This window comes from Streptomyces sp. NPDC055099 (assembly GCF_053607685.1).
On record NZ_JBSGUA010000021.1, the window covers coordinates 1 to 25599 of the forward strand.

At 70.0% G+C, this 25599-nt stretch carries 28 protein-coding genes and 1 pseudogene; 15 read left to right on the plus strand and 14 right to left on the minus strand.

Translation table 11 applies throughout. From position 1 onward, the window contains the following. The 3 genes from tnpA to ACWFRU_RS36315 form a co-directional block, all read left to right on the plus strand. On the plus strand, nucleotides 1–350 hold a 350-nt coding region (tnpA, locus tag ACWFRU_RS36305; RefSeq protein WP_453692361.1), incomplete at its 5' end, for an IS200/IS605 family transposase. 409 nt (nucleotides 351–759) lie between these two features. After that, on the plus strand, nucleotides 760–2004 hold the full coding sequence (locus ACWFRU_RS36310) for a cytochrome P450 family protein (protein ID WP_453692362.1): 1245 nt from the start codon (nucleotides 760–762) through the stop codon (nucleotides 2002–2004). A gap of 176 nt (nucleotides 2005–2180) precedes the next feature. After that, nucleotides 2181–2411 (plus strand): chaplin, encoded by a 231-nt coding sequence (locus ACWFRU_RS36315; protein ID WP_453692469.1) that lies wholly within the window; start codon nucleotides 2181–2183, stop codon nucleotides 2409–2411. A 117-nt stretch (nucleotides 2412–2528) separates the two neighbouring features. On the opposite strand, the gene ACWFRU_RS36320 is transcribed toward ACWFRU_RS36315, so the two are convergent. Both ACWFRU_RS36320 and ACWFRU_RS36325 read right to left on the minus strand, forming a co-directional pair. Further along, complete coding sequence (locus ACWFRU_RS36320) at nucleotides 2529–3425, minus strand: sucrase ferredoxin (RefSeq protein WP_453692363.1); 897 nt, start codon at nucleotides 3423–3425, stop codon at nucleotides 2529–2531. A 10-nt stretch (nucleotides 3426–3435) separates the two neighbouring features. After that, nucleotides 3436–4620 (minus strand): cupin domain-containing protein, encoded by a 1185-nt coding sequence (locus ACWFRU_RS36325; RefSeq protein ID WP_453692470.1) that lies wholly within the window; start codon nucleotides 4618–4620, stop codon nucleotides 3436–3438. 89 nt (nucleotides 4621–4709) lie between these two features. On the opposite strand from ACWFRU_RS36325, the gene ACWFRU_RS36330 reads away from it, so the two are divergent. The 3 genes from ACWFRU_RS36330 to ACWFRU_RS36340 all read left to right on the plus strand — a co-directional run bounded on the left by ACWFRU_RS36330 (nucleotide 4710) and on the right by ACWFRU_RS36340 (nucleotide 6322). Beyond that, the gene (locus ACWFRU_RS36330; protein WP_453692364.1) at nucleotides 4710–5006 is read left to right on the plus strand and encodes a hypothetical protein; all 297 of its coding nucleotides are present in this window, start codon (nucleotides 4710–4712) and stop codon (nucleotides 5004–5006) included. Nucleotides 5007–5182: 176 nt separating this feature from the next. After that, nucleotides 5183–5497: a hypothetical protein gene (locus ACWFRU_RS36335; protein WP_453692365.1), complete on the plus strand. Its 315-nt coding sequence runs from the start codon at nucleotides 5183–5185 to the stop codon at nucleotides 5495–5497. Nucleotides 5498–5626: 129 nt separating this feature from the next. Continuing rightward, nucleotides 5627–6322 (plus strand): helix-turn-helix transcriptional regulator, encoded by a 696-nt coding sequence (locus tag ACWFRU_RS36340; RefSeq protein ID WP_453692366.1) that lies wholly within the window; start codon nucleotides 5627–5629, stop codon nucleotides 6320–6322. Nucleotides 6323–6430: 108 nt separating this feature from the next. Here the strand turns inward: ACWFRU_RS36340 and ACWFRU_RS36345 are convergent, their stop codons facing one another. Continuing rightward, the gene (locus ACWFRU_RS36345; RefSeq protein WP_453692367.1) at nucleotides 6431–6691 is read right to left on the minus strand and encodes a hypothetical protein; all 261 of its coding nucleotides are present in this window, start codon (nucleotides 6689–6691) and stop codon (nucleotides 6431–6433) included. A 143-nt stretch (nucleotides 6692–6834) separates the two neighbouring features. Between ACWFRU_RS36345 and ACWFRU_RS36350 the strand changes: the two genes are divergently transcribed. The 3 genes from ACWFRU_RS36350 to ACWFRU_RS36360 all read left to right on the plus strand — a co-directional run bounded on the left by ACWFRU_RS36350 (nucleotide 6835) and on the right by ACWFRU_RS36360 (nucleotide 9201). Then, complete coding sequence (locus tag ACWFRU_RS36350) at nucleotides 6835–7452, plus strand: hypothetical protein (RefSeq protein WP_453692368.1); 618 nt, start codon at nucleotides 6835–6837, stop codon at nucleotides 7450–7452. Between the two features lie 100 nt (nucleotides 7453–7552). Further along, nucleotides 7553–8224: an AIM24 family protein gene (locus ACWFRU_RS36355; protein WP_453692369.1), complete on the plus strand. Its 672-nt coding sequence runs from the start codon at nucleotides 7553–7555 to the stop codon at nucleotides 8222–8224. 224 nt (nucleotides 8225–8448) lie between these two features. Further along, nucleotides 8449–9201: a class I SAM-dependent methyltransferase gene (locus ACWFRU_RS36360; protein WP_453692370.1), complete on the plus strand. Its 753-nt coding sequence runs from the start codon at nucleotides 8449–8451 to the stop codon at nucleotides 9199–9201. Between the two features lie 39 nt (nucleotides 9202–9240). Here ACWFRU_RS36360 and ACWFRU_RS36365 read toward each other — a convergent pair. Further along, nucleotides 9241–10328, minus strand: a pseudogene (locus tag ACWFRU_RS36365) (MerR family transcriptional regulator). Nucleotides 10329–10559: 231 nt separating this feature from the next. Further along, on the minus strand, nucleotides 10560–10730 hold the full coding sequence (locus ACWFRU_RS36370) for a hydrophobic protein (protein WP_363212975.1): 171 nt from the start codon (nucleotides 10728–10730) through the stop codon (nucleotides 10560–10562). A gap of 248 nt (nucleotides 10731–10978) precedes the next feature. Here ACWFRU_RS36370 and ACWFRU_RS36375 point away from each other — a divergent pair, with 248 nt between their 5' ends. Beyond that, the gene (locus ACWFRU_RS36375) at nucleotides 10979–11152 is read left to right on the plus strand and encodes a CsbD family protein (RefSeq protein WP_363212974.1); all 174 of its coding nucleotides are present in this window, start codon (nucleotides 10979–10981) and stop codon (nucleotides 11150–11152) included. A 121-nt stretch (nucleotides 11153–11273) separates the two neighbouring features. Here ACWFRU_RS36375 and manD read toward each other — a convergent pair whose 3' ends face one another. Both manD and ACWFRU_RS36385 read right to left on the minus strand, forming a co-directional pair. Next, the gene (manD, locus tag ACWFRU_RS36380; RefSeq protein ID WP_453692371.1) at nucleotides 11274–12488 is read right to left on the minus strand and encodes a D-mannonate dehydratase ManD; all 1215 of its coding nucleotides are present in this window, start codon (nucleotides 12486–12488) and stop codon (nucleotides 11274–11276) included. 193 nt (nucleotides 12489–12681) lie between these two features. Then, a complete protein-coding gene (locus tag ACWFRU_RS36385; protein WP_453692372.1) occupies nucleotides 12682–13266 on the minus strand; it encodes an MSMEG_1061 family FMN-dependent PPOX-type flavoprotein in 585 nt (194 codons plus the stop codon). A 236-nt stretch (nucleotides 13267–13502) separates the two neighbouring features. Between ACWFRU_RS36385 and ACWFRU_RS36390 the strand changes: the two genes are divergently transcribed. Both ACWFRU_RS36390 and ACWFRU_RS36395 read left to right on the plus strand, forming a co-directional pair. After that, complete coding sequence (locus tag ACWFRU_RS36390; protein WP_453692373.1) at nucleotides 13503–14687, plus strand: MalY/PatB family protein; 1185 nt, start codon at nucleotides 13503–13505, stop codon at nucleotides 14685–14687. A 313-nt stretch (nucleotides 14688–15000) separates the two neighbouring features. Then, nucleotides 15001–15663, plus strand: coding sequence for a BlaI/MecI/CopY family transcriptional regulator (locus ACWFRU_RS36395; protein WP_453692374.1), 663 nt, complete (start codon nucleotides 15001–15003; stop codon nucleotides 15661–15663). Between the two features lies 1 nt (nucleotide 15664). Here the strand turns inward: ACWFRU_RS36395 and ACWFRU_RS36400 are convergent, their stop codons facing one another. Continuing rightward, nucleotides 15665–16618, minus strand: coding sequence for a TIGR01777 family oxidoreductase (locus tag ACWFRU_RS36400; RefSeq protein WP_453692375.1), 954 nt, complete (start codon nucleotides 16616–16618; stop codon nucleotides 15665–15667). A 181-nt stretch (nucleotides 16619–16799) separates the two neighbouring features. On the opposite strand from ACWFRU_RS36400, the gene ACWFRU_RS36405 reads away from it, so the two are divergent. Beyond that, on the plus strand, nucleotides 16800–17966 hold the full coding sequence (locus tag ACWFRU_RS36405; RefSeq protein ID WP_453692471.1) for a pentapeptide repeat-containing protein: 1167 nt from the start codon (nucleotides 16800–16802) through the stop codon (nucleotides 17964–17966). A gap of 120 nt (nucleotides 17967–18086) precedes the next feature. Continuing rightward, a complete protein-coding gene (locus tag ACWFRU_RS36410; RefSeq protein WP_453692376.1) occupies nucleotides 18087–18785 on the plus strand; it encodes an N-acyl homoserine lactonase family protein in 699 nt (232 codons plus the stop codon). Between the two features lie 27 nt (nucleotides 18786–18812). Here the strand turns inward: ACWFRU_RS36410 and ACWFRU_RS36415 are convergent, their stop codons facing one another. Continuing rightward, nucleotides 18813–19286 carry an NUDIX hydrolase gene (locus ACWFRU_RS36415; RefSeq protein WP_453692377.1) on the minus strand — a complete coding sequence of 158 codons (474 nt, stop codon included), beginning with the start codon at nucleotides 19284–19286 and terminating at the stop codon, nucleotides 18813–18815. A gap of 128 nt (nucleotides 19287–19414) precedes the next feature. Between ACWFRU_RS36415 and ACWFRU_RS36420 the strand changes: the two genes are divergently transcribed. After that, nucleotides 19415–20020, plus strand: coding sequence for a maleylpyruvate isomerase family mycothiol-dependent enzyme (locus ACWFRU_RS36420; RefSeq protein ID WP_453692472.1), 606 nt, complete (start codon nucleotides 19415–19417; stop codon nucleotides 20018–20020). 23 nt (nucleotides 20021–20043) lie between these two features. On the opposite strand, the gene ACWFRU_RS36425 is transcribed toward ACWFRU_RS36420, so the two are convergent. The 5 genes from ACWFRU_RS36425 to ACWFRU_RS36445 form a co-directional block, all read right to left on the minus strand. After that, complete coding sequence (locus tag ACWFRU_RS36425) at nucleotides 20044–20910, minus strand: LLM class flavin-dependent oxidoreductase (RefSeq protein ID WP_453692378.1); 867 nt, start codon at nucleotides 20908–20910, stop codon at nucleotides 20044–20046. A 59-nt stretch (nucleotides 20911–20969) separates the two neighbouring features. Next, nucleotides 20970–21602, minus strand: coding sequence for a DUF6461 domain-containing protein (locus ACWFRU_RS36430; protein ID WP_453692379.1), 633 nt, complete (start codon nucleotides 21600–21602; stop codon nucleotides 20970–20972). Between the two features lie 29 nt (nucleotides 21603–21631). After that, nucleotides 21632–22477 (minus strand): LLM class flavin-dependent oxidoreductase, encoded by an 846-nt coding sequence (locus ACWFRU_RS36435; protein WP_453692380.1) that lies wholly within the window; start codon nucleotides 22475–22477, stop codon nucleotides 21632–21634. 222 nt (nucleotides 22478–22699) lie between these two features. Next, nucleotides 22700–24298 carry an AbgT family transporter gene (locus ACWFRU_RS36440; RefSeq protein WP_453692381.1) on the minus strand — a complete coding sequence of 533 codons (1599 nt, stop codon included), beginning with the start codon at nucleotides 24296–24298 and terminating at the stop codon, nucleotides 22700–22702. Next, the gene (locus ACWFRU_RS36445; protein WP_453692382.1) at nucleotides 24295–25587 is read right to left on the minus strand and encodes an amidohydrolase family protein; all 1293 of its coding nucleotides are present in this window, start codon (nucleotides 25585–25587) and stop codon (nucleotides 24295–24297) included. The genes ACWFRU_RS36440 and ACWFRU_RS36445 overlap by 4 nt, the downstream gene beginning before the upstream one ends. Nucleotides 25588–25599 lie beyond the last annotated feature (12 nt).

Below are 25599 nucleotides of genomic sequence, written 5' to 3' on the forward strand. Positions count from 1 at the left end.
TCACACCCAAGTACCGGCGCGGCCCGTTCACCGACGAGATCCTGACGCGCTGCGAAGAGATCATGCGAGCCGTGTGCGCCGACTTCGAAACCGAGCTGGTGGAGTTCAACGGCGAGCGCGATCACGTCCACCTCCTCGTGCACTACCCGCCCAAGGTCGCCGTCTCCCGGCTGGTCGGCTCCCTCAAAGGCGTCTCCGCCCGCCGGCTCCGCCAGGAGTTCCCCGGCCACATCCGCAAATACCTGTGGGGCGCCCACTTCTGGTCCCCGTCCTACTTCGCCGCGTCCTGCGGCGGCGCACCCCTCGCGATCATCAAGGAGTACATCGAGAACCAGAAACGCCCCGGCTGAGGCCCACAGTGCAGACCCGTGCACCCGCGCGGGTCACCCCTATCTTGAGAAGCGCTTCCTCCCGGCCCTGAAGGCCCGGGGTTCCGCGCTAGATCAAGGCTGAAGGACGCCGCCATTCGGCCGCTACGGCGGAGTCATCGGCCCCGGATGTAACCGCACCCGCCGCGGCATCCTCACCACCCGAGCCACCCGCATCCCCCCGGAGTCACCCGCCCCGAAGTGGCCTTCACCCGCCCGCAGATGGACAACTACTGTGTCTCCTGCCCGGCCCAGACCACCGACCGGCTCCTGACCCTCAGGCCGCCACCACCGAGCAACTCCGCGACCCATAGGCCGAGATGGAGCCTGCCATCCCCTGCCGCCGAGCGCCGCGCACCTCCGTATCCCCCACACCTTGAGGAGCTCCCGCATGGACCAGCACCAGATCCTCGTCCTGGACGCCACCGGCAGCGACCGGCACGCGGAGGACGCCGAGTTACGCTCGCGCGGACCGGCCGCCCGCGTCGACGTCCTGGGGGTCGAGGCATGGGCCGTGACCGACCCGGCCCTGCTCAAACAGCTCCTGACCGATCCGCGGGTCTCCAAGGATCCCCGGCAGCACTGGCCACTGTTCCCCGACAAGATCCTCGGCACCTGGCCGCTCGCGCTGTGGGTGGCCGTCGACAACATGTTCACCGCCTTCGGAGGCGACCACCGGCGCCTGCGGCGTCTGGTCAGCCCGGCCTTCACCGCGCGCCGCATCGCCGCCCTGCAGCCGCGCATCGAGGCGATATCCCACACGCTGCTCGACGAGTTCGCCACCATCCCCGCCGGAGAAGCCACCGACCTGCGCGACCGTTTCGCCTATCCGCTTCCCATCCGGGTCATCAGCGAACTCATGGGGCTTCCCGACCACTCCCAGCCGGACTTCCGCCGTACCGTCGACGGCGTCTTCGACACCACGCTGAGCCCCGATCAGGCCGCCGACAACACCAAGGAGCTGTACGCGATCCTGGCGGACATGGTCGCGGCCAAGCGCGCCGAGCCCGGCGAGGACATGACCTCCGTACTCATCGCCACCCGCGACGACGCCGAGGGCGGGGACGGTTCCGCGCTGACCGAGCAGGAACTCCTCGACACCCTCCTCCTCGTGATCAGCGCGGGCTACGAGACCACCGTCAACCTCCTTGACCAGGCCATCGCGGCGCTGCTCAGCCACCCCGAACAGCTCGCCCTGATCCGTGAGGGCAAGAGCACGTGGACGGACGTCGTCGAGGAGACGCTGCGCTATGAGGCGCCCGTCGCACACCTGCCCATGCGGTTCGCGGTCGAGGACATCACGCTGGCGCAGGGCCTCACCATCCGTCAGGGCGAGGCCATCCTCGCCTCCTACGCGGCGGCGGGCCGGCACCCCGACCTCCACGGCCCGAGCGCCGACACCTTCGACCTGACCCGGGTCAGCAAGAGCCACCTCGCCTTCGGCCATGGCGTCCACGTCTGCCTCGGTGCCGCCCTGGCACGGATGGAGGCCGAGACCGCGCTGCGGGCGCTGTTCACCCGCTACCCGGATCTCGCCCTGGCCGCCCCCGCGTCCGCGCTGCGCCCCGGGGAGTCATTCATCTCCAACGGGCATCGGGAACTGCCGGTCATCCTCCGCCCCGCCGACAAGAACTGACGAACGATTCAGCCTCGGGTTCGGCATTTGGGGGAATGGGCGTGTCTGGAGTCCGGTCAGGGCGTTGACCAGCGCAGGCGCCAAAGAAGCGGGGTGCTCCGGCCGCGTGATGTCTGTTGAGGCTGGCTTGGCGCCTATTGCCTGATCGACCCCAAGGAGAAAGAAGTATGTCTGCCATGAAGAAGACGATGAGCGTGGTGCTGGCCACCGGTGGCCTCGTGATGGGCGCTGCTGGCCTGGCATCCGCTGACGCCGGTGCCCAGGGTGCTGCCGTGGGCTCGCCGGGCGTGCTCTCGGGCAACCAGGCTCAGGTCCCGATCCACATCCCGGTCAACGTGTGCGGCAACACCGTCGACGTCATCGGCCTGCTCAACCCGGCGTTCGGCAACACCTGCGTCAACCGCTGACCAGCCGCGTAACACCGTAAGAGCCCGCCGGCTCGACACGGCCCGAGCGAGCGTGCCACCGACCCTCCTTTTCGGTGGCACGCTCGCTTGTCTGTCTGCCGGCTCTCCCACGCCGGCTCACCCGACGCCGATCGAAGTGACCTCATAGACCGCGGCCGAGCTCATGGACAGGCCGCGGCAGGTGAGCTGGCACGGTGGTGTGCGGTGGGAGTGCACCTCGACGTCGATGGCCGCCGGGTGGGGCGGGCGGCCGGTGAAGCGGATGCGCCAGTGGTTGTCCTCGCGGGCCGTGTCGACGACCTCGTAGTCGTGCCGGCCCGCCGGGCCGAAGCGTTCCAGTACGGCTGAGAGAGCGGCCTGCTGCGGCGGGAAGAGGTCCGTGTAGCCGCGCAGATGCCGCGCGTCGATGCGGTCGGCCAAGTGCTCCTCGATCACCTCCACCGATGAGGCGGCGTCGAGATTGCCGTAGTAGACACCGTCGGGAGCCACGACGACGTTGGCCGCGAACCTGTCGCCACCGACATGGGTGCATTCCCACACCAGGTGTGGCCATCGCTCGCCCAGAGCAGCTGCCACCGGGCGGCCGCGCACGGCGCAGCAGGTGTCGTGCTGGCCGTGGGCGCAGACGAGGACGACGGGTGGGCAGCCGAGCTCTCCGGGAGTGTCGAGGGCATCGGCGATGTCCGACAGGTCCCGGTCGTGGCTCCAGGTGCCCCATCTCTGGCGGTGGGCACCGGAGTTCTCGTGGCGCAGCACCGCCCAGCGTTTCGGACCGTCGTGGTTGCGGCGCCCGGGACGCCTGATGAGCAGTACCCGTGCCCGTACCGCCTGGGCGGCGGAGAACACGAGATCCTTGGTGGAAGGGTCGAGGTCGAGGCCGTCGAAGCCGTTGGGCGGCCAGCCGCCCCGGTGCTCGATGAGGACCCAGACGGAGCCGTACGGTGCGGTGCCCGCGAGTGCATCGGCGCGTTTACGCGCGGCCTCAGCGCAGAAGAAGCGTTCTGCCGCTGTCACCGGGGCCACGTCACTGTTCCGCGGGCACCAGTACGCCCGCGCGCAGCAGTCTCTCGACGAGCTCGACGCCGAGAGCATCGGCGGTGCGGACCTCGCCGTCGAGCAGGCGGGCCACCGACGGCAGATCGGTTTCCGGGAAGTCCAGCCAGCCCACGCGCGTGACCAGACGCCGGCCCTCCAGCCGCGCTTCCAGCTCCCCGCGAAGCCTCACCCGTGAACGGGGTCCGAGGCCGTCGACGGCTTTGAGCTGGGCCAGCGGTCCCAGCGCCGCGGGCCGTCCCTGGCCCCGGCGGGTGCGGTGGAACAGGGGAGCGGGATCGGCCTTGGTGAGGGCGGCGACGAGGCGTTCACGGACGACGTCGATCTCGCCGTCCGGCCCGTTCACGCCCAGCGGCAAGGTGGCGCGCATGTGGGGGTCCTCGCGCAGTATCGCCAGCGCGGCCTGGGCGAGCTGTTCGGCCAGGGCGTGACGCGTCCAGCCGTGGATTCCCAGCGTCAGGTGGATCGAGACCTCACCCTGCGCCTGGGCGGCGTGCAGCCAGCCCCGCGGCAGGTAGAGGACGTCTCCGGGCTCCAGGACGGTGTCGATGCAGGGGACGCTCTTCGCCGCCTCGGCGACGGCGTCGCGGCGGTCGGTCCAGGGCTGATCGCGCAGCGGGTCGGGATGGACCGGCTCGCGGACCAGCCAGCGCTTGGTGCCCTCGATCTGCAGGACGAACACGTCGTGTACGTCGTAGTGGTCGTCGAAGCCGCGGTTCTGCGGCGGAGTGACGTAGGCGTTGGCCTGCACCGGATGGCCCAGCTCCGTGCTCAGCCGTGCGCTGAAGTCCGCGACCGGACCCCATGTGCGCTGCAGAGCTTGCAGGACCAGGGTGGCGCCGTCGGCGAACATGCGCCACAGAGCTGTGTCGTCCAGTTGGTCGCCGATGGTGGCGCCCACACCGGCGGGTGAGGTGAAGGACGACTCGGGGAGCGTGGCCCCGTCCTTGGCGACGCGGAGAAAGGGCGTACGCAGCCCGCGACGCGAGGTCAGTTCGTCCACGGCTTCCGCGGAGAACAGGTCGGAGAAGTCGCTCGCACGGCGGGTGAGCAGCGCGGTGCGCGCCCAGACGTCACGGGCGAACTCGTCCTGACGCAGGCCGGTCAGCCGTGTCTCCAGGAGTGACTTCAGGGATGGCTTCTGGGGTGGCTTCAGGACGCCGACACCTTCTGTGGCGTCGGCGTCCTGAAGCTCGGTCGCGGGGATGCTCAAGAGCCGCCGGCTCCGCCGTCGGCACCTCCGTCATGAACGCCCGGCGTGCCCGCGGCACCACCGTCCGCGGGACCCTCGGCCCCACCGTCAGCGCCACCGTCATGGACGCCCGGGGTACCGGCCGCACCGCCGTCCGCAGGGCCCTCGGCCCCACCATCGGCACCTCCGTCGTGGACGCCCGGCGTGCCCGCCGCACCGCCGTCCGCGGGACCCTCGGCCCCACCGTCAGCGCCACCGTCGTGGACGCCCGGCGTGCCCGCCGCACCGCCGTCCGCGGGACCCTCGTTCTGGTTCGGATCCTGCTCGGGGTTGGTCATCGTTCCTCCTGAGAATCGAACGGCTGGGATCGGGCACACCCTAGAGAGCCCTCTCTGCTGTCTCCAAGCAGAGCCCTCTCTGCTTTCACCAAGCTCGCTCACGCAATTCCGGTCGGCAACCTGAAGGAAGGACAGGACGGCCGGTTGGCGGGCCCCACACAGCACCGGCTCCGGGTAATGATTGCCACGTGGCGACGGACAAGAAGCAGTACACCGAAGACGGCCATTTCATCGTCATCAAAGGACGACGCTGGCGGGCCACCGACCCTCATCTGCCCGACGACGTCGAAAAGCGCCTGACGCACCACCTCATGGCGGCCCGCAGGGCTGTCGCCGCCGCGGGCGAGGACGAGGACGCACGGAAAGCGGCGCGCGCCCGCGTGCAGCTCGCCAAGACTGGGCTGGGGGAACGCGGCACCGCCTGGTGGGAGCAGTCCCCCGCCGAGCGGCGTGAGCGCTGGGAGGACTGCCTGCGCCGGCTGGAGGCAGACGGCAATTCCTGACTCAGGCCACGCGGAGGCGCCCTCCCTCGTTCTTGTGCGTATCAGGGGCGGCTTTCCACCTTCCAGTCGCCGCGGATCAGTGTGCGTACCCTCTCGCCGGCGAGCATCTCGTGCGGAAAGCCGGGTGTGGTGAGCGTCGACTACATCGTGCGGCTGGAGCAGGGACGCGGGCTGCGCCCCTCGGTGGACGTGGTGGAGGCGCTGTCCCGGGCACTTCGTCTGGCCCCTGATGAACGCGGCTACCTCTTCGACCTGACCCGACAGCGCCGCCGCGACACCGACAAGCCCGCCACCGTTGCCGCGCCACCGCTGACCCGGCTGGTCGCCGACCTGTCGCCGCTGCCGACCATGGTGATGAACCGCCGCTACGACATCCTGGCCTGGAACGCCGAAATGGCCCGGCTGTTGCTGGAAATCGACACCCTGCCGCCGGAGCGGCGCAATGCGATGTGGCTGTGCCTGGTGCGTCCGGAGATGCGGGAGTTCTACGTCGACCGCGAACGTGTCGTACGGGAGGGAATCGCCCACCTGCGCACTGCGTGGGCCGCGCATCCGGAGGATCAGGTGCTGGCCGACCTCATCTCCGAGTGCATGGCTCGCGACGAGGAATTCGCGCGGTTGTGGGCCGCGCGGGACGTGAAGGTCACCGGCCGCGGCAGCAAGGTGATGCGGCATCCCGTCGTCGGCGAGATCGCGGTGCATTTCGAGACGCTGCTGCCGCTCCAGGACCCGGACCAGCAGTTGGTGATCTACCGCGCCGCGGACGAGGAGAGCCGGTTGGCGCTGGACCGGGTTGTCGACTGCGGGGGCCTGGAGGACTGGTAGTCCCGGAGGACTGGGAGGGCTCGGAGGGCCGGGAGGACTGGGAGGGCTGAGGCCTGGGTGGAGACCAGGCTCAGCTCTATCCCTTCTATCCCTGCAGGCAGCCTCGCGTCACCCCGAGGGCTCGTCCGGCACCGGCTCTTCCGCGTGGCTCTCCAGGGCCCGGGACTCGCCGCGCCTGGCGGTGCCCCCTTCGTTCGTGTCGGGGACGTCGGACGTCTTGTCGCTGTCGCCGCCTTCGGCCTCCGCGGCGGCCTTGCCCACGTCGAGATCCCAGGCGTCCGGCTCACCCGTCGCCTGCTGGTCGGGGGTGTCCCTGGGTATGGGCGTGCTGCCGTCCTCGCCGGGGGAAGCCGGAATCCGATCGCTCACTGTGTCTCCTCCTTGGCCCTTCGGGTCCTGGCCCGAGCAAGTACCCGCAGACTGCGCGACGACACAACCCCGATTGGAGCACCCGCAACCGGGTAACCGGGAGTCACTTGGACGCCTTCGCAGTGTCACATGGTGGGAGAACCATGAGCGAGCGCACAGAGGGTCAGGCGACGGCGCGCGTGACGCCTGAGACAGTGACGCCTGAGACCAGCTCACCCGCACTGCACACTGCGCGCACCGCCCGCGCGTTGGCGCGCCACCGCGGCCATTCCCTGCGGTGGCTGGCGATCGGTGTCGTCGGTACCGCTGTGTGCGTGGTCGCGGCCTGGATGGGCGCATCCCGGGGCATCGAGTGGGTCGAAGGCGTGGGTGGTCGGCTGGCCACCGGCGGTGTCGTGTGCATCGGGGTGGGTGCGGGCGGCCTGTATGCCAATGCCCGGATGCGGCATTTCCTGAAGGCAGGCCCGTGGCTCTCCCGGCGCGCCCATCAGTTCCCGCCCCACCGCTGGAAGGGTGCCGGGGTCGTCCTGCGTGACTCGTCCGGCGAGTTGTGCCCGCTGCTCGTCCTCGCGACCCGGAAGCGGGCCCGGCAAGCCGTCGGGGAGCAAGACGGCTCGGTGTGGTGGTGCCCGGGCCCCGGAGGCCGCGGCGTCCTCGTCCACCCGGATGGGGACGAACTGCTGTACGCGCGGCCGCCCTTCACCTCCTGGGGCCGCAGAACGCGTATCGAGGACGCGCAGAAGGCGGGACTCGGCGCGTAGCCTCTCCGCGCCTCACCCCGGGCAGGCACGGAGTAATACGTACGGCCTGTCGCCCAACTCCGCGTGCCTGAGGGTGACTTGACGGGGTATCGGAGGATGCATGCAGCGAAATCTCTTCGATCCCGAGAATCTCATCCAACCCGCGTCGGCCCCCGGGCTCACGCAGGACAACGCCATGGCGGTGCGCTACGCCGTCAAGGGCGAGGCACGAGCTCGGCAGGGGACGATGGTCGCCTGGCGGGGCTCGCTGGAGTTCGAGCGGCAGGGCCAGGGCGTGGGCAACTTCCTCAAGCGCGCCGTGACCGGCGAGGGACTGGCCCTGATGACGATCAGCGGTGAGGGCGAGGCGTGGTTCGCTTCCGACGCGGCGCACTGTTTCCTGGTCGATGTGGACGAGGACCGCGGCCTCACCGTCAACGGCAAGAACGTCTTGTGCTTCGATGCCTCGCTGAACTACGACATCACCACGGTCAAGGGCGCCGGAATGGCAGGCGGCGGCCTGTTCAACTGCACGTTCACCGGCACCGGCCGCCTGGCATTGACCAGTGCGGGCATCCCGCTGGTTCTGCCTGTCACCCCGGACGCGCCCGTCTACGTGGACACCGACGCCGTCGTCGCCTGGAGCCCCCCGCTGCGCGCGTCGCTGCACCGTTCCCAGAGCGTCGGCTCGATGGTGAAGGGCGGCTCGGGCGAGGCCGTGCAGTTGAAGCTGGAGGGGGAAGGCATCGCGGTGGTCAACCCCGGCGAGCCCAAGCCTGCCCCGCCGTCCTGACGCAGTGAAGGTGGAGGGGGGCCGCCTCAAAAGGCGGCCCCCCTCGGCATGGCGTCAGGCGGCTCTTTTGTGCCCGGAGCCGGGACGGTGCCCGGATCTTCGTGGCTTCTGCCCATACAGAGGTGCGCCGGGCCCCGTAGAGACTGCCCGACAAGGGCCGCGGCTTGTCCCGGCGACGGGGTCCGCGTCCAAGGGCGAAGGGCACACCTACGGAGGACCGCACCATGAGCGCGCAGCAGCACCAGCAGTATGACGAGATCGGTGAGGCGTACGACGGGTTCAAGGCCCTGCCGCTCGAGCAGTACGCCGTAGTGCCCAGCTTCCTGGCGATGGTCGGCGAGGTGCGGGGCAAGGCGGTCCTCGACCTGGCCTCCGGCACCGGCTTCTACAGCCGGGAGTTCAAGCGGCGCGGCGCCACCGATGTCCTCGGCATCGACATCTCCGGTGAAATGGTCTCCGTGGCACAGCAGTTGGAGGAGCGCGATCCGCTGGGGGTGCGCTACGAGGTCGGTGACGTGGCCGAACTGCGGCCGCCCGGCCGCCGCTTCGACATCGCACTGGCCGTCCAGTTGCTCAACTACGCCTCGGACATCGCCACGACGGAACGCATGTGCCGCAACATCCACCGGAGCATGAAGCCGGGCGGCGAGCTGTTCTTGCTCAACCAGTCGCCCGACTTCCGCTTCGACGGGCCGGGCCCCGACAAGTACGGCTTCCGCACCGAACTCACCGGTGCGGAAGTGGAGACGGGGCGGCAGGTGCGGACCACGGCACTGCTCGACCCGGAACCGGTCTCGTTCATCGCCAACCTGCCGCGCCGCGAGGTCTACGAGAAATGCCTTCAGGCGGCCGGCTTCAGCGACCTGGCCTGGGTGTCCCTGACAGTCACGGAAGCCGGCCTGCGCGAGTGCGGCGCGGACTACTGGGCGGACTTCCACGCCAACCCTCCGCTGGAGACGCTGCGCTGCCGCGCCTGACGACCGGATGAGCAGAGGACCGGACGGCGGGGCGGCGGTTCAGGCCACGAGCAGGCGCAGGCCGAGTTCTGCCGCGTCGAGGGCGACGAGGTCGCGGTTGCGCTCGGCCCACCGGCCTGAGGCGAGGTCCTCGCGGAGACTGTCGACCGCCCGCTGCTCGGCCTCCGGGCCGACGCGGGTCCACACCGACACCGCCCGGCGCACATGTTCCTCCAGATACGCCTCGGGCCGGCGCCAGTACGCCTCGAAGAAGCCGTCGGCGCAGTCCCAGGGGACGAGCACCGGCTCCGCGCGGCCTCCGATGGCATGAGTCAGGTCGGCGAGCGAAGGCCAGTCGGAGAGGAGGCCGGCGAATTCGGGCAGGTAGTCGCGGGTGAGCCAGAACCGCTGACGCCAGCCGGTGACACTGGCGTCGTAGGTGAACACCACGACGCGGCGGGCCACGCGCCGCATCTCGCGCAGCCCCGCGATCGGGTCCTGCCAGTGATGCACGGTGCTGAAGGCCATCGCGGCGTCGAAGGACTGGTCCTCGAACGGCAGGCTCTCCGCGGCGGCGGCCACGCACGGCGCGGCGCCCGCGGGACGCTGTGCCCGCATGACCGCCGACGGTTCGACGGCGGTGACATCGCGGTCGGAGGGCTCGTACGAGCCGGTGCCGGCCCCGACGTTCAGTACCGTCCGCGCGTCGCCGAGCGCGTCCCAGACCCGCGCGGCGATGCGCGGCTCGGTACGCCGCGTCGCCGGGTAGGCGGACCCGATGGTGTCGTACAACTGCGGCCCGAACGCCTTCAGTTGTTCCTCGGGTGTCGTCCTGATCCCCATGGCGCGTGCCTCCAGTTCCCCGTCGATGGCCGTCAGCATGGCGGCAGCGCGGTCGCGCTGTTCCAGGAGCAGGCCGCGCAGTCGGCGCAGGCGCGCGATCGTGTCGGTGGCCGGGTCGTCGACCAGGTCCGCGATCTCGCGCAGTCCGAAGCCGAGCCGCCGGTAGGCGAGCACCTCCCGCAGTCGCTCCACGTCGGCCGCCGAATAGGTCCGGTAACCGGCCCCGGTCCGCGCGGACGGCTGCACGAGCCTGATCTCGTCGTAGTGATGCAGGGTGCGGACGTCACGCCGGCCAGATCCGCCACGCGCCCCACCGTCAGATGTTCTTCCACGGCACCGACCCTGCGGCATGACGCCACGTGAGGGTCAAGCACGTCCCGCCGAAAGGGCACCGCGACACAAAAGAGGGTGGGCCCCGACCGTCCCAGGTCGGGGCCCACCCTCGGGCACCTACGCCACCGCCCGTGGCGTCGTGCCGCTCTGTGCCGCCTTCAGGCATGTGCTGCTGTCAGGCATGTGCTGCTGTCAGGCTCGGGTCACCACCGGTACCAGCGGCCCCTGCGGCCGCCCCGTGCGGCGGGCTTCAGCACGAAGCCGAGCAGCCACACGACCAGCACGATGACCGCGATCCACCACAGCGCCTTCAACGCGAAACCCGCACCGAAGAGAAGCAGAGCCAGAAGAAGCACCAGAATCAGGGGAACCATTGTTATCAACCTCCAGTCCCTCTGGTGCTCCCAGATCTTCTCCGCAAACGCATAAAAGTTGCGTTTTCCACACAAAATGAAGGGCACGCGCCCGCAGTGCGGAGTACCCCCTTCCGCCACGGTCATGCGCACAGCCGTGACACCGGAGGGCCGCGTGATCCGATCGCGGTGATGATGTTTGCCGGGCGGCTGAGCGGCCAGGCGAACTGACAGCACATGATGTCGATGCCAAGGAGCGTGAGCGGAGCATGGCCACCAACGAGAAGGCCAAGGCAAAGTTCGAGCAGGCAACCGGTGCCGCCGCGGCGGCCGCCGGACGCGCCACGGGCAACGAAAGCCTTGCCGCCAAGGGCCGCGCCCAGCAGATGAAGGGCGACGCGCGCCAGGCCAAGGAGAAGACCAAGGACATGGGCAAGCACTGACGCGCCCACGCCAGAGATCGCCGTTGGGGCGGCCCCACACCTATGGGGGCCGCCCCAACGGCATGCCGTGCCGTGCCGTGCCCTGTCAGGTCAGGTCAGGTCAGGTCAGCCGCACGCTCGCTCACCAGTCGTGCACGGTTCCGTCCTGAAGCCTGTTGACCGGCAGATACGCCGCTTCGTAGGGGTGCGCGACCGCCAGCTCCTCGTCCAGTTCCACACCGATGCCGGGGGCCTCCCCCGGGTGCAGATGGCCGTCCGTGAACGTGTAGGCGTGCCGGAAGACTTCGTCGGTGAGGCGGGTGTGGCCGGAGTACTCCTGGATCCCGAAGTTGTGCACGGCGAGGTCCAGGTGCAGGGCTGCCGCCATTCCTACCGGGGAGATGTCCTCGGGGCCGTGCACCGCGGTCTTGATCTGGTACTGCGCGGCGAAGTCGAAGAGCTTGCGCAGGGGCGTGACGCCTCCGAAGTGGGTGACCGCGGAGCGCACGTAGTCGATCAGCTGCTCGGTGATCAGGGCCTGGTAGTCGTACACCGTGTTGAAGACCTCGCCGATGGCCAGCGGTGTCGAGGTGCGCCGCCGCACCAGACGCAGCGCCTCCTGATTCTCGGCCGGTGTGCAGTCCTCCAGCCAGAACGGCCGATACGGTTCCAGGTCCTTGCCGAGCCGGGCCGCCTGTACGGGGGTGAGCCGGTGGTGCGCGTCGTGCAGCAGCGGGAGTTCGGCGCCGAACTCCGCGCGCACCGCCTCGAAGACGGTGGGCGTGTGGCGCAGGTAGGCGTCGGTGTCCCAGTCCTCCACCAGAGGGCGGGCCTGCTGGTGCTGGACGGCTTCGCCGCCGTCGTCGGTGCCGTGCACGCCGTACACGGCCTTCAGGCCGGGGATGCCCGACTGGATGCGCACGGCGGGGTAGCCCTCGGCGAGTCTGGCCCTTACGGAGTCCAGGAGTTCGGGGATGTCGCGGCCGTTCGCGTGCCCGTAGGTACGGATGCGTTCGCGGCTCGCGCCGCCCAGGAGCTGATAGAGCGGCAGGCCCGCGGCCTTGGCCTTGATGTCCCACAGGGCGACGTCGACGGCGGCGATCGCGGCCATGGTGACGGGCCCGCGCCGCCAGTACGCCCCGCGGTACAGGTACTGCCAGGTGTCCTCGATCCGGTGTGCGTCGCGTCCGGTCAGGAGGGGCAGGACGTGGTCGTCGAGGTAGCTGACGACGGCGAGTTCACGGCCGTTGAGGGTGGCGTCGCCGAGTCCGGTGATGCCCTCGTCGGTGGTCAGCTTCAGGGTGACGAAGTTGCGGTCCGGCCTGGTGACGATGACTTTCGCGTCGACGATCTTCATGTGCGGACTCTTTCCGGCGGGTGGGAGTTGGGCGCTCAAGGTGGATCGAGCCGTTCTCAACGTCGATCGAACCGTTCTTGAGCCCCTCGCGCACGAAAAGGTCAGCACTCGTGCCCCGTCGCAGAAATTCCTTGCGACTGCGGCACGCCGCCCAGCGAGGTGGCGGCCGAGCGCGTCCGTCCGGTGGTCGCTCTCAGGACCGAGGAGTTGCCCGCTCCCATGACTCCGGCTGCCAGAGCCCCGCGCGCCGCAGCGACTGCGAGCAGTGCAGGTATATCTCGTCTATCTCGACCACGATCGCCAGCCGGGGCCGCTGACCCTTGACGGTCATCGAGTCGAAGAACGGGGCGTCCGTCAGGATGCGGGCGCGGCCGTTGATGCGCAGGATGTCGCCGCTGCCCGGCACCAGGTGCAGCAGGCCCACGTGCGGGTTCCGCAGGATGTTGCGGAAGCTGTCGCCGCGACGGTTGCCGGGCCGGTCGGGCAGGACGACGGTGCGCGCGTCGAGCGCCTGGACGAAACCCGGTGCGTCGCCTCGCGGGGACGTGTCGCAGTTGCCTTCCGCGTCCGACGTGGAGACGAGGCAGAACGGGGAGCGGGCCAAGATGCCCAGGTCACCCTCGGTCAGCTCGTCGTGGACCTTGTCGATGACGATCGGGTACGGCTCGCCGAGCAGCTCGGTCAGCTCGTCTTCCGAGCCGAGCTCCTGCCAGGCGTACGGCGCCGTGGCGCTACCGCTCAGGGGCGGAACGGCTGCGGGTGTCACGGCGTCGGGCACGGGTTTCCTCAAAGGTCGGCGGGCTGGCGGACGGACCGAAGATCCAACCAGTAAGGCGCACCTTACTTGAACGCAATTCCGCGGCTGAAAGTGGACCGACGGGCCGGTGCTCGCTCTGCCGCACGACGCGTTGACGGGGCGGCCATGGACGGCGCGCTCACCACGCCGCCCCCGCACCGACACCTGATCGCGTCGAAGCAGGCATGAATCCGCTCGGCCCTGCCTACTTTCTCCCTATGGGAAATGTGTCGCATGAACCCGTCGCGCCGGACGGCGCGAATCCACTGCGCCGACTCTCACTGGAGCAGCTACGGCGGCGTACGAGCATGAAGTGGCGGACCTACCCCGACGACGTGCTGCCGCTGTGGGTGGCCGAGATGGACGTCCCGTTGGCGGAGCCGGTCGCCGAGGCGATCACCGAGGCCGTGCGGCTCGGTGACACCGGCTATCCCGCCGGGACGGCCTACGCCGAGGCGCTGGCCGAGTTCGCCCTCAAGCGGTGGGCCTGGGACGGACCCGCCATCGAGCGTACGGCGATCGTGCCCGACGTGATGCTCGGCGCCGTCGAGATGCTCAAGCTGGTCTCCTCGCCCGGCGACCCCGTCATCGTCAACTCCCCCGTCTATCCGCCCTTCTACCAGTTCGTCGGCAACCTCGACCGGCCCGTCGTCGAGGCGCCGCTCGGCCCGGACCTGCGGGTCGACTTCGCCGTGCTGGAGGATGTGTTCCGGCGTGCGGTACGACGTGCCGCGCGGCCGGTGTATCTGCTGTGCAGCCCGCACAACCCGACAGGCACCGTGCACACCGCCGCCGAGTTGACGCGGATCGCGCACTTGGCGCGGGAGCACGGCGTACGCGTCGTGGTGGACGAGATCCATGCGCCGGTCGTGGCGGCCGGGGCGTCCTTCGCGCCCTTCCTGAGCGTGCCCGGAGCGGAGAACGGGCTGTCGTTGATGTCCGCGTCGAAGGCCTGGAACCTGGCCGGCATCAAGGCCGCCCTCGCCATCGCGGGACCCGAGGCCGCCGACGACCTCGCCCGCATGCCCGAAGAGGTCAGCCATGGCCCCAGCCATCTGGGCATCATCGCCCACACGGCAGCCCTGCGCGACGGAGGTGACTGGCTAGACGCCCTGCTCTCGGGCCTCGACGAGAACCGCCGGCTGCTGGCCGACCTGTTGGCGGAGCACCTGCCGTCCGTTGGTTACACGCCCGCGCAGGGCACCTTCCTGGCTTGGCTGGACTGCCGGGAGTTGGGCCTGGGCGATGACCCGGCCGAGGTTTTCCTGCGGCGCGGCCGCGTCGCCCTGAATTCCGGCAACACCTTTGGGACCGGCGGTCAGGGTTTCGTCCGTCTCAACCTGGCGGCCTCACCTGAGGTGCTCACCGAGGCGGTCCGGCGGATGGGCTCGGCGGTCACCTGAGGAACGGCGTCGCAGGTGATGCAACTGCCAATTCCCGCATGCCACATAGGTGCATACCTTTCGACTCATCACCCAGCACAATTTCGAACGCGGTATCGACTTGAGTGTGGGTGAGGGTCAGTTTTCCTTTGAGGTGTTTCGTCGGCGGACTCCAGAACGTAGCCTTCATGGCCCCACACATGAGTTACTGCAGTTGCAAGTTGGGCAGCCAACATTCAGGGGCACATCAGATGTGCCCCACATCAGGAGTGCTCAGTCGTGAGCACGATCCGCCATCCGCACGACCGCGTGCGCTCACGAAGAGGTCACTGTCATGTCAGACGTTCAGCCGGAAACCGCCGGAGTACAGGCCCAGTACGCCACCCGCGTGGCCGAGGATCTGGAGAGCAACCGCAAGGAACAAGAGCGCGTCGGGGCCGAGCTGGCAGCATTGCAGGCGCAGCTCCAGACGCTGGAGGACGACCACGCGGTGTTGCTGAGCATGCAGCAGGCGCTCGGCGCCTCCGGAACGCCGACGGCCACCGCGAAGGCGGCGGCGAGCCGCGCGTCAACCGGCAAGAAGGCTGTACCCGCCCCACGGGCAAGTGCGAACAATTCCGGTGCGGCCCGAACGAAGAAGCCCGCGGCCGCCAAGGCCAAGAGCACCGAGAAGGCCAAGGACAAGGCGGCCAAGAGCGCGCCCAAGGCAACCGCGAAGAAGTCCGCCGAAACGACGGCTGGGCCCACGCTGGTCGAGCTGATCGGCAACCACCTCAGCCGCCAGAAGGAGCCGCGCTCCGCCGCCGAGATCACCGGCGCGCTCTCCCAGGAGCTCCCGGACCGCACCATCAAGACCACCGTGGTGCGCACCACGGTGGAGGGTCTGGTCGCCAAGGGCCGTGCTCAGCGCACCAAGCAGGGTTCCTCGGTCTTCTACACCGCGGTGGCCCCGGCGGACGCGGCAGCCGCATCGCAGCCGGAGGGCGCCGAGGGCTGAGTCAGCTCCCGGCGCGGGCCCGCGCACGGCGACGTACGAGATCGGTCGCCGCGTCCGGCCAAGCGGCGTGCTCGAAGACGAAGCCCTCTTCGAGCAGCCGGCCCGGGATCACTCGGCGGCTCTTGAGGAGCAGTTCCGTGTCCGTGCGGATCACGAAGGCGCCGATCTCCGCCATCCACCTGGTGGCGGGAAGTCCCCACCGGACACCTGCCGCGGCCCGCAGCGCACGCATGAACGCGCGGTGCGGGAGTGGGCCGGGCGCGGCCAGGTTCACCGGGCCCGTGATGTCGTCGCGGGCGATCAGGAACTCCACCGCGCGCACGAAGTCCTGGTCGTGGATCCAGGAGAGGTACTGGGCTCCGCCCGCGACCGGCCCGCCCAGACCCAGCCTCGTCATCCGCAGCAGGACGTCGAAGACACCGCCCCGGTCGGGGCTCATCACCATGGCCGCGCGCAGAGCGACCTTGCGGGTGTGCGGGGTGTCGGCGTCCTGCTGGGCGCGCTCCCAGTTCTTGGCGATCCGGACGCTGTACTCCCAGTAGTCCGGGACGCCGGTCTCCGTACCGCCGATGACACCGGTCGCCTCGTCGTGCGGTGCGTCATGACGGTGCGCGTAGATGGTGGCGGTGCTCATCTGCAGCCAGAGCGCGGGCGGCTTGGCGGCTGCGGCGATGGCCGCGCCGACGGCTTCGGCGGACTGCACCCGCGAGTCCATCATGTCGCGCAGATTGGCCTCGGTGTAGCGACAGCTCACACTGCGCCCCGCCAGGTTGACCACGACATCACTGCCGTCGATTTCCGCGGTCCAGGGACCCGGTGTCCGCGCGTCCCAGCCCACGTGATGCTCACGCACGGGATTCCTGGTCAGTACGACGACCTCATGCCCCGCGGCGGTCATCGCCCGCTCCAGGACAGCTCCGACCTGCCCGGTCCCTCCGGCCAACACGACCTTCATCGGACTTCCCCCCTCGCTCGGTGAGCACTCCGCGAGCCTGAGCCTAGACCTGGCTCCAGCAGGCGCTGATGTGCGGGCCGGGGTCAGGGGCAACGAGCAAGACGCCCCGCCCGCGGGCTGGCTCACGGTCCGGCTCGCGCGCCTTGATCGACTTTCGCGGCGCGCATAGGCTCCCATGACCATGGAGATGGGGGAGCCGGGCCGCGGTCGCAGGCCGTGGCGCGAGCGGCCGTCCTGGCAACGTGCGTTCACGGCGTCACTGGCCACGGCAGCGGGGCTGGCCGCTCTGGGCGCCCTGCTGATCGTCCTGCCGGGCATGGTGGTCGACCACGACCTGGCCGGGGCGAGCGTGGCCGCGCAAGACCGGCTGAAGGCCGTGAACGACGTCCGTACGACCCTCCTGCAGGCCGTGGGCGGCATGGTCCTGCTGTTCGGCGCATACGCCACCTGGCGGCAACTGCGCGTCAGCCAGGACGGTTTGCGTGCCACCCAGGAAGGCCATGTCACCGACCGGTTCAGCACGGCCGTCGATCAGCTCGGCAGTGACAAGCTGCAAACACGCATCGGCGGACTCCACGCGCTGTGGCGGATCGCGGAGCACTCCGCCCGCGACCGGGAGGCTGTCATCTCCATCCAGGCCGCGTACTTGCGCACGCATCTGCCCTGGCCGCCCGCTGGACCGGAAGCTCCGCGGGCCGACGCGCCCATCAATGACGTGGTGCCGCTGGAGGTCCGCGCCGCCGACGCCCAGGTGGCGCTGACCGGGCTCGGCGTGTTGTTGCTGCAGCCCCGGGAGCATTCCTGGCTCAATCTCAGTGTCACGGACCTGCGCCGAGCCGACTGCGACGGGCTGTGGCTGCATGAGGTCAACCTCGACCGTTCCTGCATGGAGGCGGCAGGCCTGTACCACGCCAACCTGACGCAGGCGTCCCTCGTCGCGGTCAACCTGCGGCACGCCGACCTCACGACGGCGATCCTGCGCCGGGCCCGCTGCGTACTTGCCGATCTACGGGGCGCGCGCCTGGTCGAAACCGACCTGCGTGACGCGGACTTCACGGGAGCCGACCTACGCGAGGCGAACCTGCGCAAGGCCGACGCGGGCCACGCTGTCTTCCGTGGGGCCGACCTGCGGCTGGCCGACCTACGTGGCTCCGACCTGAGCACGGCCGACTTGCGACAGACACGGCTGACCGGTGCGATGGCCAGCGAACTCACGCGCTGGCCCGTCGGTTTCGACCACTGTGGCGCAGGCGTGATGGTCGCCGAGGATCCCGGGCCCGAGCCTCCTCCCCTGCTTCAGCCCCCGGGGATAACCACGCAGCACCCGCCCCTGCGGTCCATGACGTGAGCGAACCCCCGAAGCGTGGCCTCATGGCTCCCGCGTACAGAGTCAGGCCCGGACTCCGGCCCGGTCTGCTGTCGGCAGAACCTTCGTAGGGCGGGGCGCGGGGCCTGGGAGGCTGGGGTGATGGAGAAGCAAGTGGCTGTGCGGCGGCTCGATTTGGGGTACATCGTTCGACCGGCGGCGGAGGCCGGAACGGAGCGGCCGCGCGTGGAGCCCGTACTCGGATATCTGGTGCGGCACGAGCACGGGCTGCTCCTCTTCGACACCGGTGTCGGCGCCGCCGATCCCGGAACCGAGAGCCACTACCGGCCCCGGCGCAGACCGCTCGACGCCGCGCTCGCGGAGGCGGGCGTCGCCCCCGCCGATGTCTCCGTGGTGGTGAACTGCCATCTGCACTTCGACCACTGCGGCGGCAACCCACTGTTCGCCGGCACCCCCATCGTGGTGCAGGCGACGGAGCTGGCCGATGCCCGCAGAGATGGCTACACCATCGACGCGCTCGTCGACTTCCCCGGCGCCGCCTACAGGGAGCTCACCGGTGAAGCGGAGCTGTGGCCCGGCGTCTGGATCGTCCCCACCCCCGGCCATACCGAGGGGCATCAATCGCTGGTGATCCGGCGAGCCGACGGAACCGTCGTCCTGGCCGGCCAGGCACACGATTTCGCCTCCGACTTCGCCTCGGAACACATGGCTCACCGGGCGATCCGGGACGGCCTTGAGCCACCCCTGCCTGCCTACCGGCCCTGGATGGAACGGCTCACCGCATTCGACCCGCGCAGAGTGCTCTTCGCGCACGACTGCTCGGTGTGGGAGCCGACGTGAACCGCACACCGCGCCGTACAGCAGACCTCAGTGCTGGATCAGGCCGCCGACCGGGACAGGAGCGACGTGACCGGTGGCGGGCCGGGTCAGCGCCAAGGCGAGGCCGATGTCGACCAGCGATGACCGGCGCAGGCCGGCGACCTCGGGGATCGGGGTCCAGACCGACTCGGCGATCGCGCCGTTCGGTTCGGGGCGGAGTTGACCCGCGGTGATGCGCGCCTCGTAGAAGATGCCCAGGTTCTGATGATCCGGCCCGCCGGGGATCCGGCGCTCGGCCGCGGGGATGATTCGTGAGTCCACGCCCAGCAAGCTCTCCACCACCGCCTGGCAGCCGGTCTCCTCGGCGATCTCCCGGATGACCGCGTCGAACGGGTCCTCGCCGTGCTCGACCCGGCCGCCCGGAAGCGTCCACGTGGACTCACCATGAGGAGATACGTGACGGGCGAGCAGCACTCGTCCGTCCTCGACGCACACCGCGTATGCCGCCAGCCTGAAACTCATCCCTGCCATCCTTCCCGCCGGCCGCCTCTCGACGCCCACCCCGATGAGTTCCTGCCGCGCCACAGGTCTTCCCCTGACAGACACTGGGATCGAGCAAAGGAACAGCCGTGAACGATGATGTCTGGTCGATGGTCCACGCGGAGCGTGCGGCGCTGGTCGAGGATCTCACGCGCCTCGACGACAAGCAGTGGGATCATCCCTCCCTGTGCGCGGGGTGGACCGTGCACGACGTGGTCGCCCACCTGGTCGACACGGCTCGCACCACGCGCCTGGGTTTCGTGGGCGGCATGATCCGTGCGCGTTTCGACTTCGACCGGCAGAACACACGCGGGGTGCGGCGCGAGCGCGGCGCCACACCGCAGGAGACCTTGGAACGCCTGCGGCAGGTGGCCACGCGTACATCGGCGCCTCCGGCGCCCCTCGACACCCGGCTCGTCGAGGAGGTCGTCCACGGCGAGGACATTCGTCGCCCCCTGGGGCTCACCCACACCTACCTGCCGGAGGCCGTCATCAGATCACTGCGCCTCCAGGCTCGTACGTCGACGTCCTTCGGCGGGGCCAAGGAGAAGGTCGCCGGGCTGCAACTGGCACCCACCGACGCCGACTTGACACTCGGCGAAGGACCGCAGGTGCACGGAACCGCCCTCGCCCTGCTGCTGGCCATCTCCGGACGCAGGGAAGCACTGGCCGAGCTGGACGGCCCGGGCACCGCCACGCTGAGGGCAGCTGCCTGACCGCTGCCGTCCGCGAGCTGCTTCTACAGAGTCGGCGGGCCCTGTTCGACGCGGCGCAGTACAGGCTCGAACCGGTCGAGTCCGTCGCTGGTCTGAATCTGCCGCTCGTCCCACCAGGTGACTCCCGCCTCGGCCAGCGGGCCGATCAGGTCACGGGCCTTGGCCGCGTTCCCGCCCGGCGACGCGCCGCCGAGAACGATGTCGAAGGGCGTGCCGGACCGGTCCTCGCGCTGCTTCTCCAAGAACGCCACCAAGTCGTGGACCTGACTGATCGGCGGCACATGTCCGTGCTTGGCATCGGTGAACAGCGGGACCGCGCCGTCCCAGCGCGCGGCCCTGCGCATGGGCGGACGGTTCGGCCAGAAACCGGCGACCCAGATCGGCGGCCGGGGGCGTTGCGCCGTGGCCGGCAGCAGGGTCACGTCGCGTGCCTGGTAGTGGCGTCCGTCGTGGTGCACCGGCTCGCCCGACCAGTAGCGCCGCAACAGGTCCAGGCCCTCGTCGAGGCGCTCGGCAAGCACCTTCGGGTCAGTGGTGTCGCCGAAGCTCGCGTACTCGTCCTCGACGGGTCCGCCGAGGCCCGCGCCGAAGGTGACCCGCCCTCCGCTCAGGACGTCCAGGGTCGCCACCTGCCGGGCCAGCTGCTGCGGGCGCCGCCGCGCGACCGGCGTGACCAGCGTGCCCAGCCTGATCCGGGAGGTCGCGAGCGCGGCGGCGGTCAGCAGCATCCACGGGTCGCCGAAGGGCCTGCCCGCATGCTTGCGATGCAGCACGTGATCCCAGACGAACAGCCCGTCCCACCCCGCTTGTTCCGCCGCCACGGCCAACTTCGCCACGGTCCTGGGATCTGCGAAGTCACCGAAGTTCGGGATGTTCACCGAGAAGCGCATCCCCGCATCCTGCTCCAGGACACCACGACCGGCAACCGCGCGTGCGTCTCGCACCCGCGTCAGGAAAAGGCGTCCGCGAAGGCGGCGGTGGGCAGCGGCGGGAGGGTGTTTTCCCAGGCGATGTGAACTCCCAGCTCTACCTCCAGGAAGTCGAGGAAGGCGACGTCGGCTGCCTCCTCACCGGTGTAGGTGAACCCGGGTACCTGCTGCTCCGTCGCGGCTCCCCCCGGGCCCGCCGCCTCCCAAGGCTCGTAGTCGCTCAGCACCCGGCCGTCGCGAGCATGGCCTACCCGCTGCATGCCTGCGCCGGAGCTGAAGACGGTGTAGGCCCGGGTGCCCCGCGAGAGTGCTCCCAGGTGGTTGCGCGAGCGAGAGGTGAAGCTCTCGATGGCGTACGCCCAGCCCGGGACGGCCCCGGCCCGCACGATCACGTCCGGGTGCGACAGGAACCCGGCCTCGGTCAGCCGGGTCACCAGGTCTTCGTCCTCCCAGTCGAGGAATTCCAGGTCGCTGAGATGGCCGTCCTCCGGCCGCACCGACAACTCTGCGACCGCCAGGTCGGTCAGCTCGTGGATGTGGTGTGGCTTCGCTCCGATCCGCACCAGCAGTTCCCGCGGCGTGATGCCCTGGCACAGGGTGAAGGTGTAGCTCCCGTCGTACCCGTTCGCTATCCAGCGCAGTCCGTTGCCCACGTCTTGTCCTTCCGGCGGTTGATGACCCGTCACACAAGCTCGGCGAGCCGGTTCACCTGGTCGGGGTCGAGGCCGTAGCAGTAGAGCATGACCTCGTCGGCGCCCAGGTCGGCGTAGCGGGCGATGGCTTCGCGGATGGCGGGCGCGGTGGTGCACAGGCCGGCGACCATGCGGTCCGGTGTGCCGGTGAAGGCGTAGTAGGCGTGCATGTTCCTACGGGCGTCCTCGATCACCTCGTCCGGGCCGAGCGCGACGTTGATCTGGGCGACGATGCGCGGTTCGCCCTCGCGGTCGTACTGCTTCCAGAACTTGCGGGCGGTGTCGAACAGACCGCCTGCCCAGGCGGGCGGCGCGGCGGCGAGGAAGCCGTCGCCCCAGCGTGCGACGCGTTCGATCGCGGCGGGCTTGAAGCCGCCGAAGAGGACCTCGGGGCCGCCCGGCCTGGCGGGCGCGGGGCCGATCGGACCGATGCCGGCTCCGTACGGTTCGCCGGACCACAGGCGGCGCATGACCGCCATCTGCTCGTCGAGGCGTCGGCCGCGCGTGTGGAGGTCGATGCCGGTGACCTGGTGGTCGTCGTCGCGGCCACCGACGCCGAGGCCGAGGACCAGGCGCCCGCCGGACATCTGGTCCAGGGTGGCGGCCTGCTTGGCGAGGAGGGCGGTGTCGCGCAGCGGGGCGAGCAGGACCTCGGTCTGGACGCGGATGCGCGAGGTGGCGCCCGCGAGGAGAGCGAGGGCGACCAGGGGCTCGGGGTTGTCGTAGACGAGCCGGTCGAGCAGGCCGAGGGTGCTGAAGGGGCCCGCGTCGGCGCGCTGGGCCCAGGTGAGCAAGTTGGCGGGGTCGCCGATGGGCAGACCGATACCGACGTTCATGACGGAAGCCTCCGGAGGAAGGGTCGACAAAGAAACTGCCGCCTCCCCTGCACCTCAGCGAGGTGGGACGCTCCCGCTCTGCGGCGTGCTTCTGGGGAACGTCTCGTCGAAGTGGGTTCACTCTAGGGGCCGGTGGTGGGTGGGCCAAGCGAATTATGGAGACGAAGACCAAGACAGGGCCAGCCTCCATAATCCGCTTCACGCACCCCTGGCGAGCCGAACTCAGCGGCGGATGTCCGCGCCGGGGCCGAGCGGCAGGCCAAGGCCGTAGAAGAGGCCCAGGACCGCGAGCCAGGCGATCAGGAACGGGACCACGAACACCGAGAGTCTCGACAGGACCGTGCCGAGCTGCGCCCCTGGTTCGTAGCGGCGCAGGATGGTCAGCATCAGGAAGACGTACGGATTGAGCGGCGTGATCATCTGGGTCGCCGAGTCACCGATCCTGAACGCCGCCTGCGTGACGGCGGGTTCCATGCCGATGAGCATGAACGCGGGGACGAAGACCGGCGCGACCAGGGACCACAGGGCCGAGCCCGAGGTGACGAACAGGTTCAGGACGCAGACCAGGAGGACGAACAGGACCAGGCCCGTGAAGCCGGTCAGGCCCGCGGATTCAAGGAGGTTGGCGCCGTTGACCGCGAGCAGGGTTCCGACGTTGGACCAGTCGAAGACGCCGATGACCTGGGATATCACCAGGATCAGGACGATGTAGCCGGACATTCCGGTGATGGACTCGGCCATCATGCGGGGCGCGTCGTCGGCGCGCTTGAGTGTGCCGACGGTGCGGCCGTAGACGATGCCTGCCAGGACGAACGCGACGAACAGCAGAGGCACGATGCCGTTGAGGACCGGCGAGGGGACCAGTGCCCCGCCCTCGCCGCGCAGCGGTGAGCCCGGCAGCAGCCAGCAGGTGACCACGACGGCCGCGTACAGCAGGACGGCGATGCCCGAGCGCAGCAGGCCGGTGCGCTGCCTTGCGCTGACGGTGACCGTGACGGCGGGTTGTGGGGTGGCCTCGCCGCCCTCACTCCCCTCGCTCTGCGTCTCCGCCTCCGGGTCCGGTTGCGGCAGCCGGGGTTCCAGGACGCGGGAGATCAGGAAGCCGCCGATCAGGGCGAGGATGCAGCTGGCCGCGGCGGTGTAGAAGTAGTTGATGAGGATGTGGGTGGGGGCGCTCTCGCCGCCCGGCACGACCGCGGCGGCCTGCTGCGTGATGCCGGTGTAGAGCGCGTCGAGCGCGCCGATGGAGAAGCCCGCCGCGTAGCCCGCGCAGACGCAGGCGAAGCCGCCGATGAGGCCCGCGATGGGGTTGCGGCCCGCGTTCTTGAAGGCGAGTGCGGCAAGGGGCGGGATCACCAGGATCGCGACGTCGCTCATCAGGTGCGCCTGGCAGGACACGAAGGCGACCAGGTAGGGCAGCAGTCGCCTGGGGGCGCGCGCGATGGAGGCGCGTACGGCTGTCTCCAGGAGGCCCGTCTTCTCGGCCACGCCGACCGCGGCCATCATCAGCAGGACGGTGCCGAGCGAGGGGAAGCCGGTGAAGTTCGGGATGAAGTTTTCCAGCAGCCAGCGCACGCCCTCGCCGCTGAACAGGCCCTTGACCGCGAGGGTCTTGTCCTCACCGGGCACGGTGACGGCGGTGTCGGCGGCGGCGAGGACCGTCGAGACCGTGCCGATGATCAGGAACAGGCCGAGGAAGAGCAGCACGGGGTGCGGCAGCCTGTTGCCCGCGCGCTCGATGCCGTTCAGGACCTTGTCGAGCACGGAGCGCTGCGGCGCTCCGCCCGCCGGAGTCTTCGTGGGGGTGGCCGAGGTGCTCATCCGGCTGCTCCTTGCGATGGCGCGCCGCCGGCCGCGGGCACGGTCCGCGCCAGGCCGAGGGGGTCCTTGCGTACGGCGCCGCGCTGGGCGACGAGCACGATGCGGGCGGGGTCGGCGAGGACGGAGATGTCCGCGAGCGGATCGCCGTCGCACATCACCAGGTCACCGTGTTTGCCCGGTTCGAGGGTGCCGATCTCCGCGGCCAGGCCCAGGAGTTCGGCGGCGCTGCGGGTGCCCGCCTCGATGGCTTGTTCCGGGGTCATGCCCAGGGAGACGAGGTGGGAGAGCTCGCGCAGGTTGCGGCCGTGCGGCACCATCGCGGCGTCGGTGCCCATCGCGATCCGTACGCCGTCGGCGATGGCCGCCGCGATGTTCTCCCGGGTGATGCCGGACCAGCGGACCTTCTTCTCGTAGTGGAAGGGCTGCATGGTCGAGCGGTCGATGCCGTCGAACACCGTCGAGAGGGTCGGCACCACGAACGTGCCGTTCTCCCCTGCCAGTTCGCGGGCCTGCGCGGTGAGGCCGTAGCTGTGCTCGACGCTGCTCACGCCGCCGCGGATCGCGTTCATGATGCCCGCGGTGCCCTGGGCGTGGGCCGCCACGGGGCGGCCGCCGTGCCGGGCCACCTCGTCGACGACCGTGCGGATCTCCTCGACGGTCAGGCCCTCGTCGTCGGGCTGGTCGTAGGGGCTGCTCATGCCGCCGGTCGCACAGACCTTGATCACGTCGGCGCCGGAGCGGAGCAGGCGGCGCACCGCGACCCGCACCTCGTCGGGGGTGTCGGCGATCTCGCCCACCCCGGCGCTGGGGTCGAAGCCGCACTCCGTGTGGAAGTCCGCGTGGCCGCCGGTGTGGCTGAGGATGCGGACCGCCGTGTGCAGCCGGGGGCCGTTGGTGAGGCCCGCGGCGACCGCGTCCCGGTAGCCGGCCGGCAGCCCGCCCAGGTCACGGGCGGTGGTGATGCCCGCCTCCAGGGTGATCCGCAGGCGTTCGGCGGTGCGGAAGGTCTCCAGGGTCTGGTCGCTCTCGTGGCGGCGGACCATCTGCCGGGGCGATTCGATGGCGAGGTGGACATGGGTGTCGATGAAGCCCGGCAGGACCGTGCGTCCCGCCGCGTCCACGGTGCGGGCCCGGGCGGGCGCCTGCGGTGCGGTGGCGGCGGGGCCCGCGTGGACGATCGTGCCGTCCTCGTCGATGTCGATGACGGCGTCCGTGACGGGCGCCGCGCCGGTGCCGTCCACGAGGCGGGCTCGGATGATGCGCAAGGAGGAGAACTGTGCGTGGCTCATGGCCGACGATCC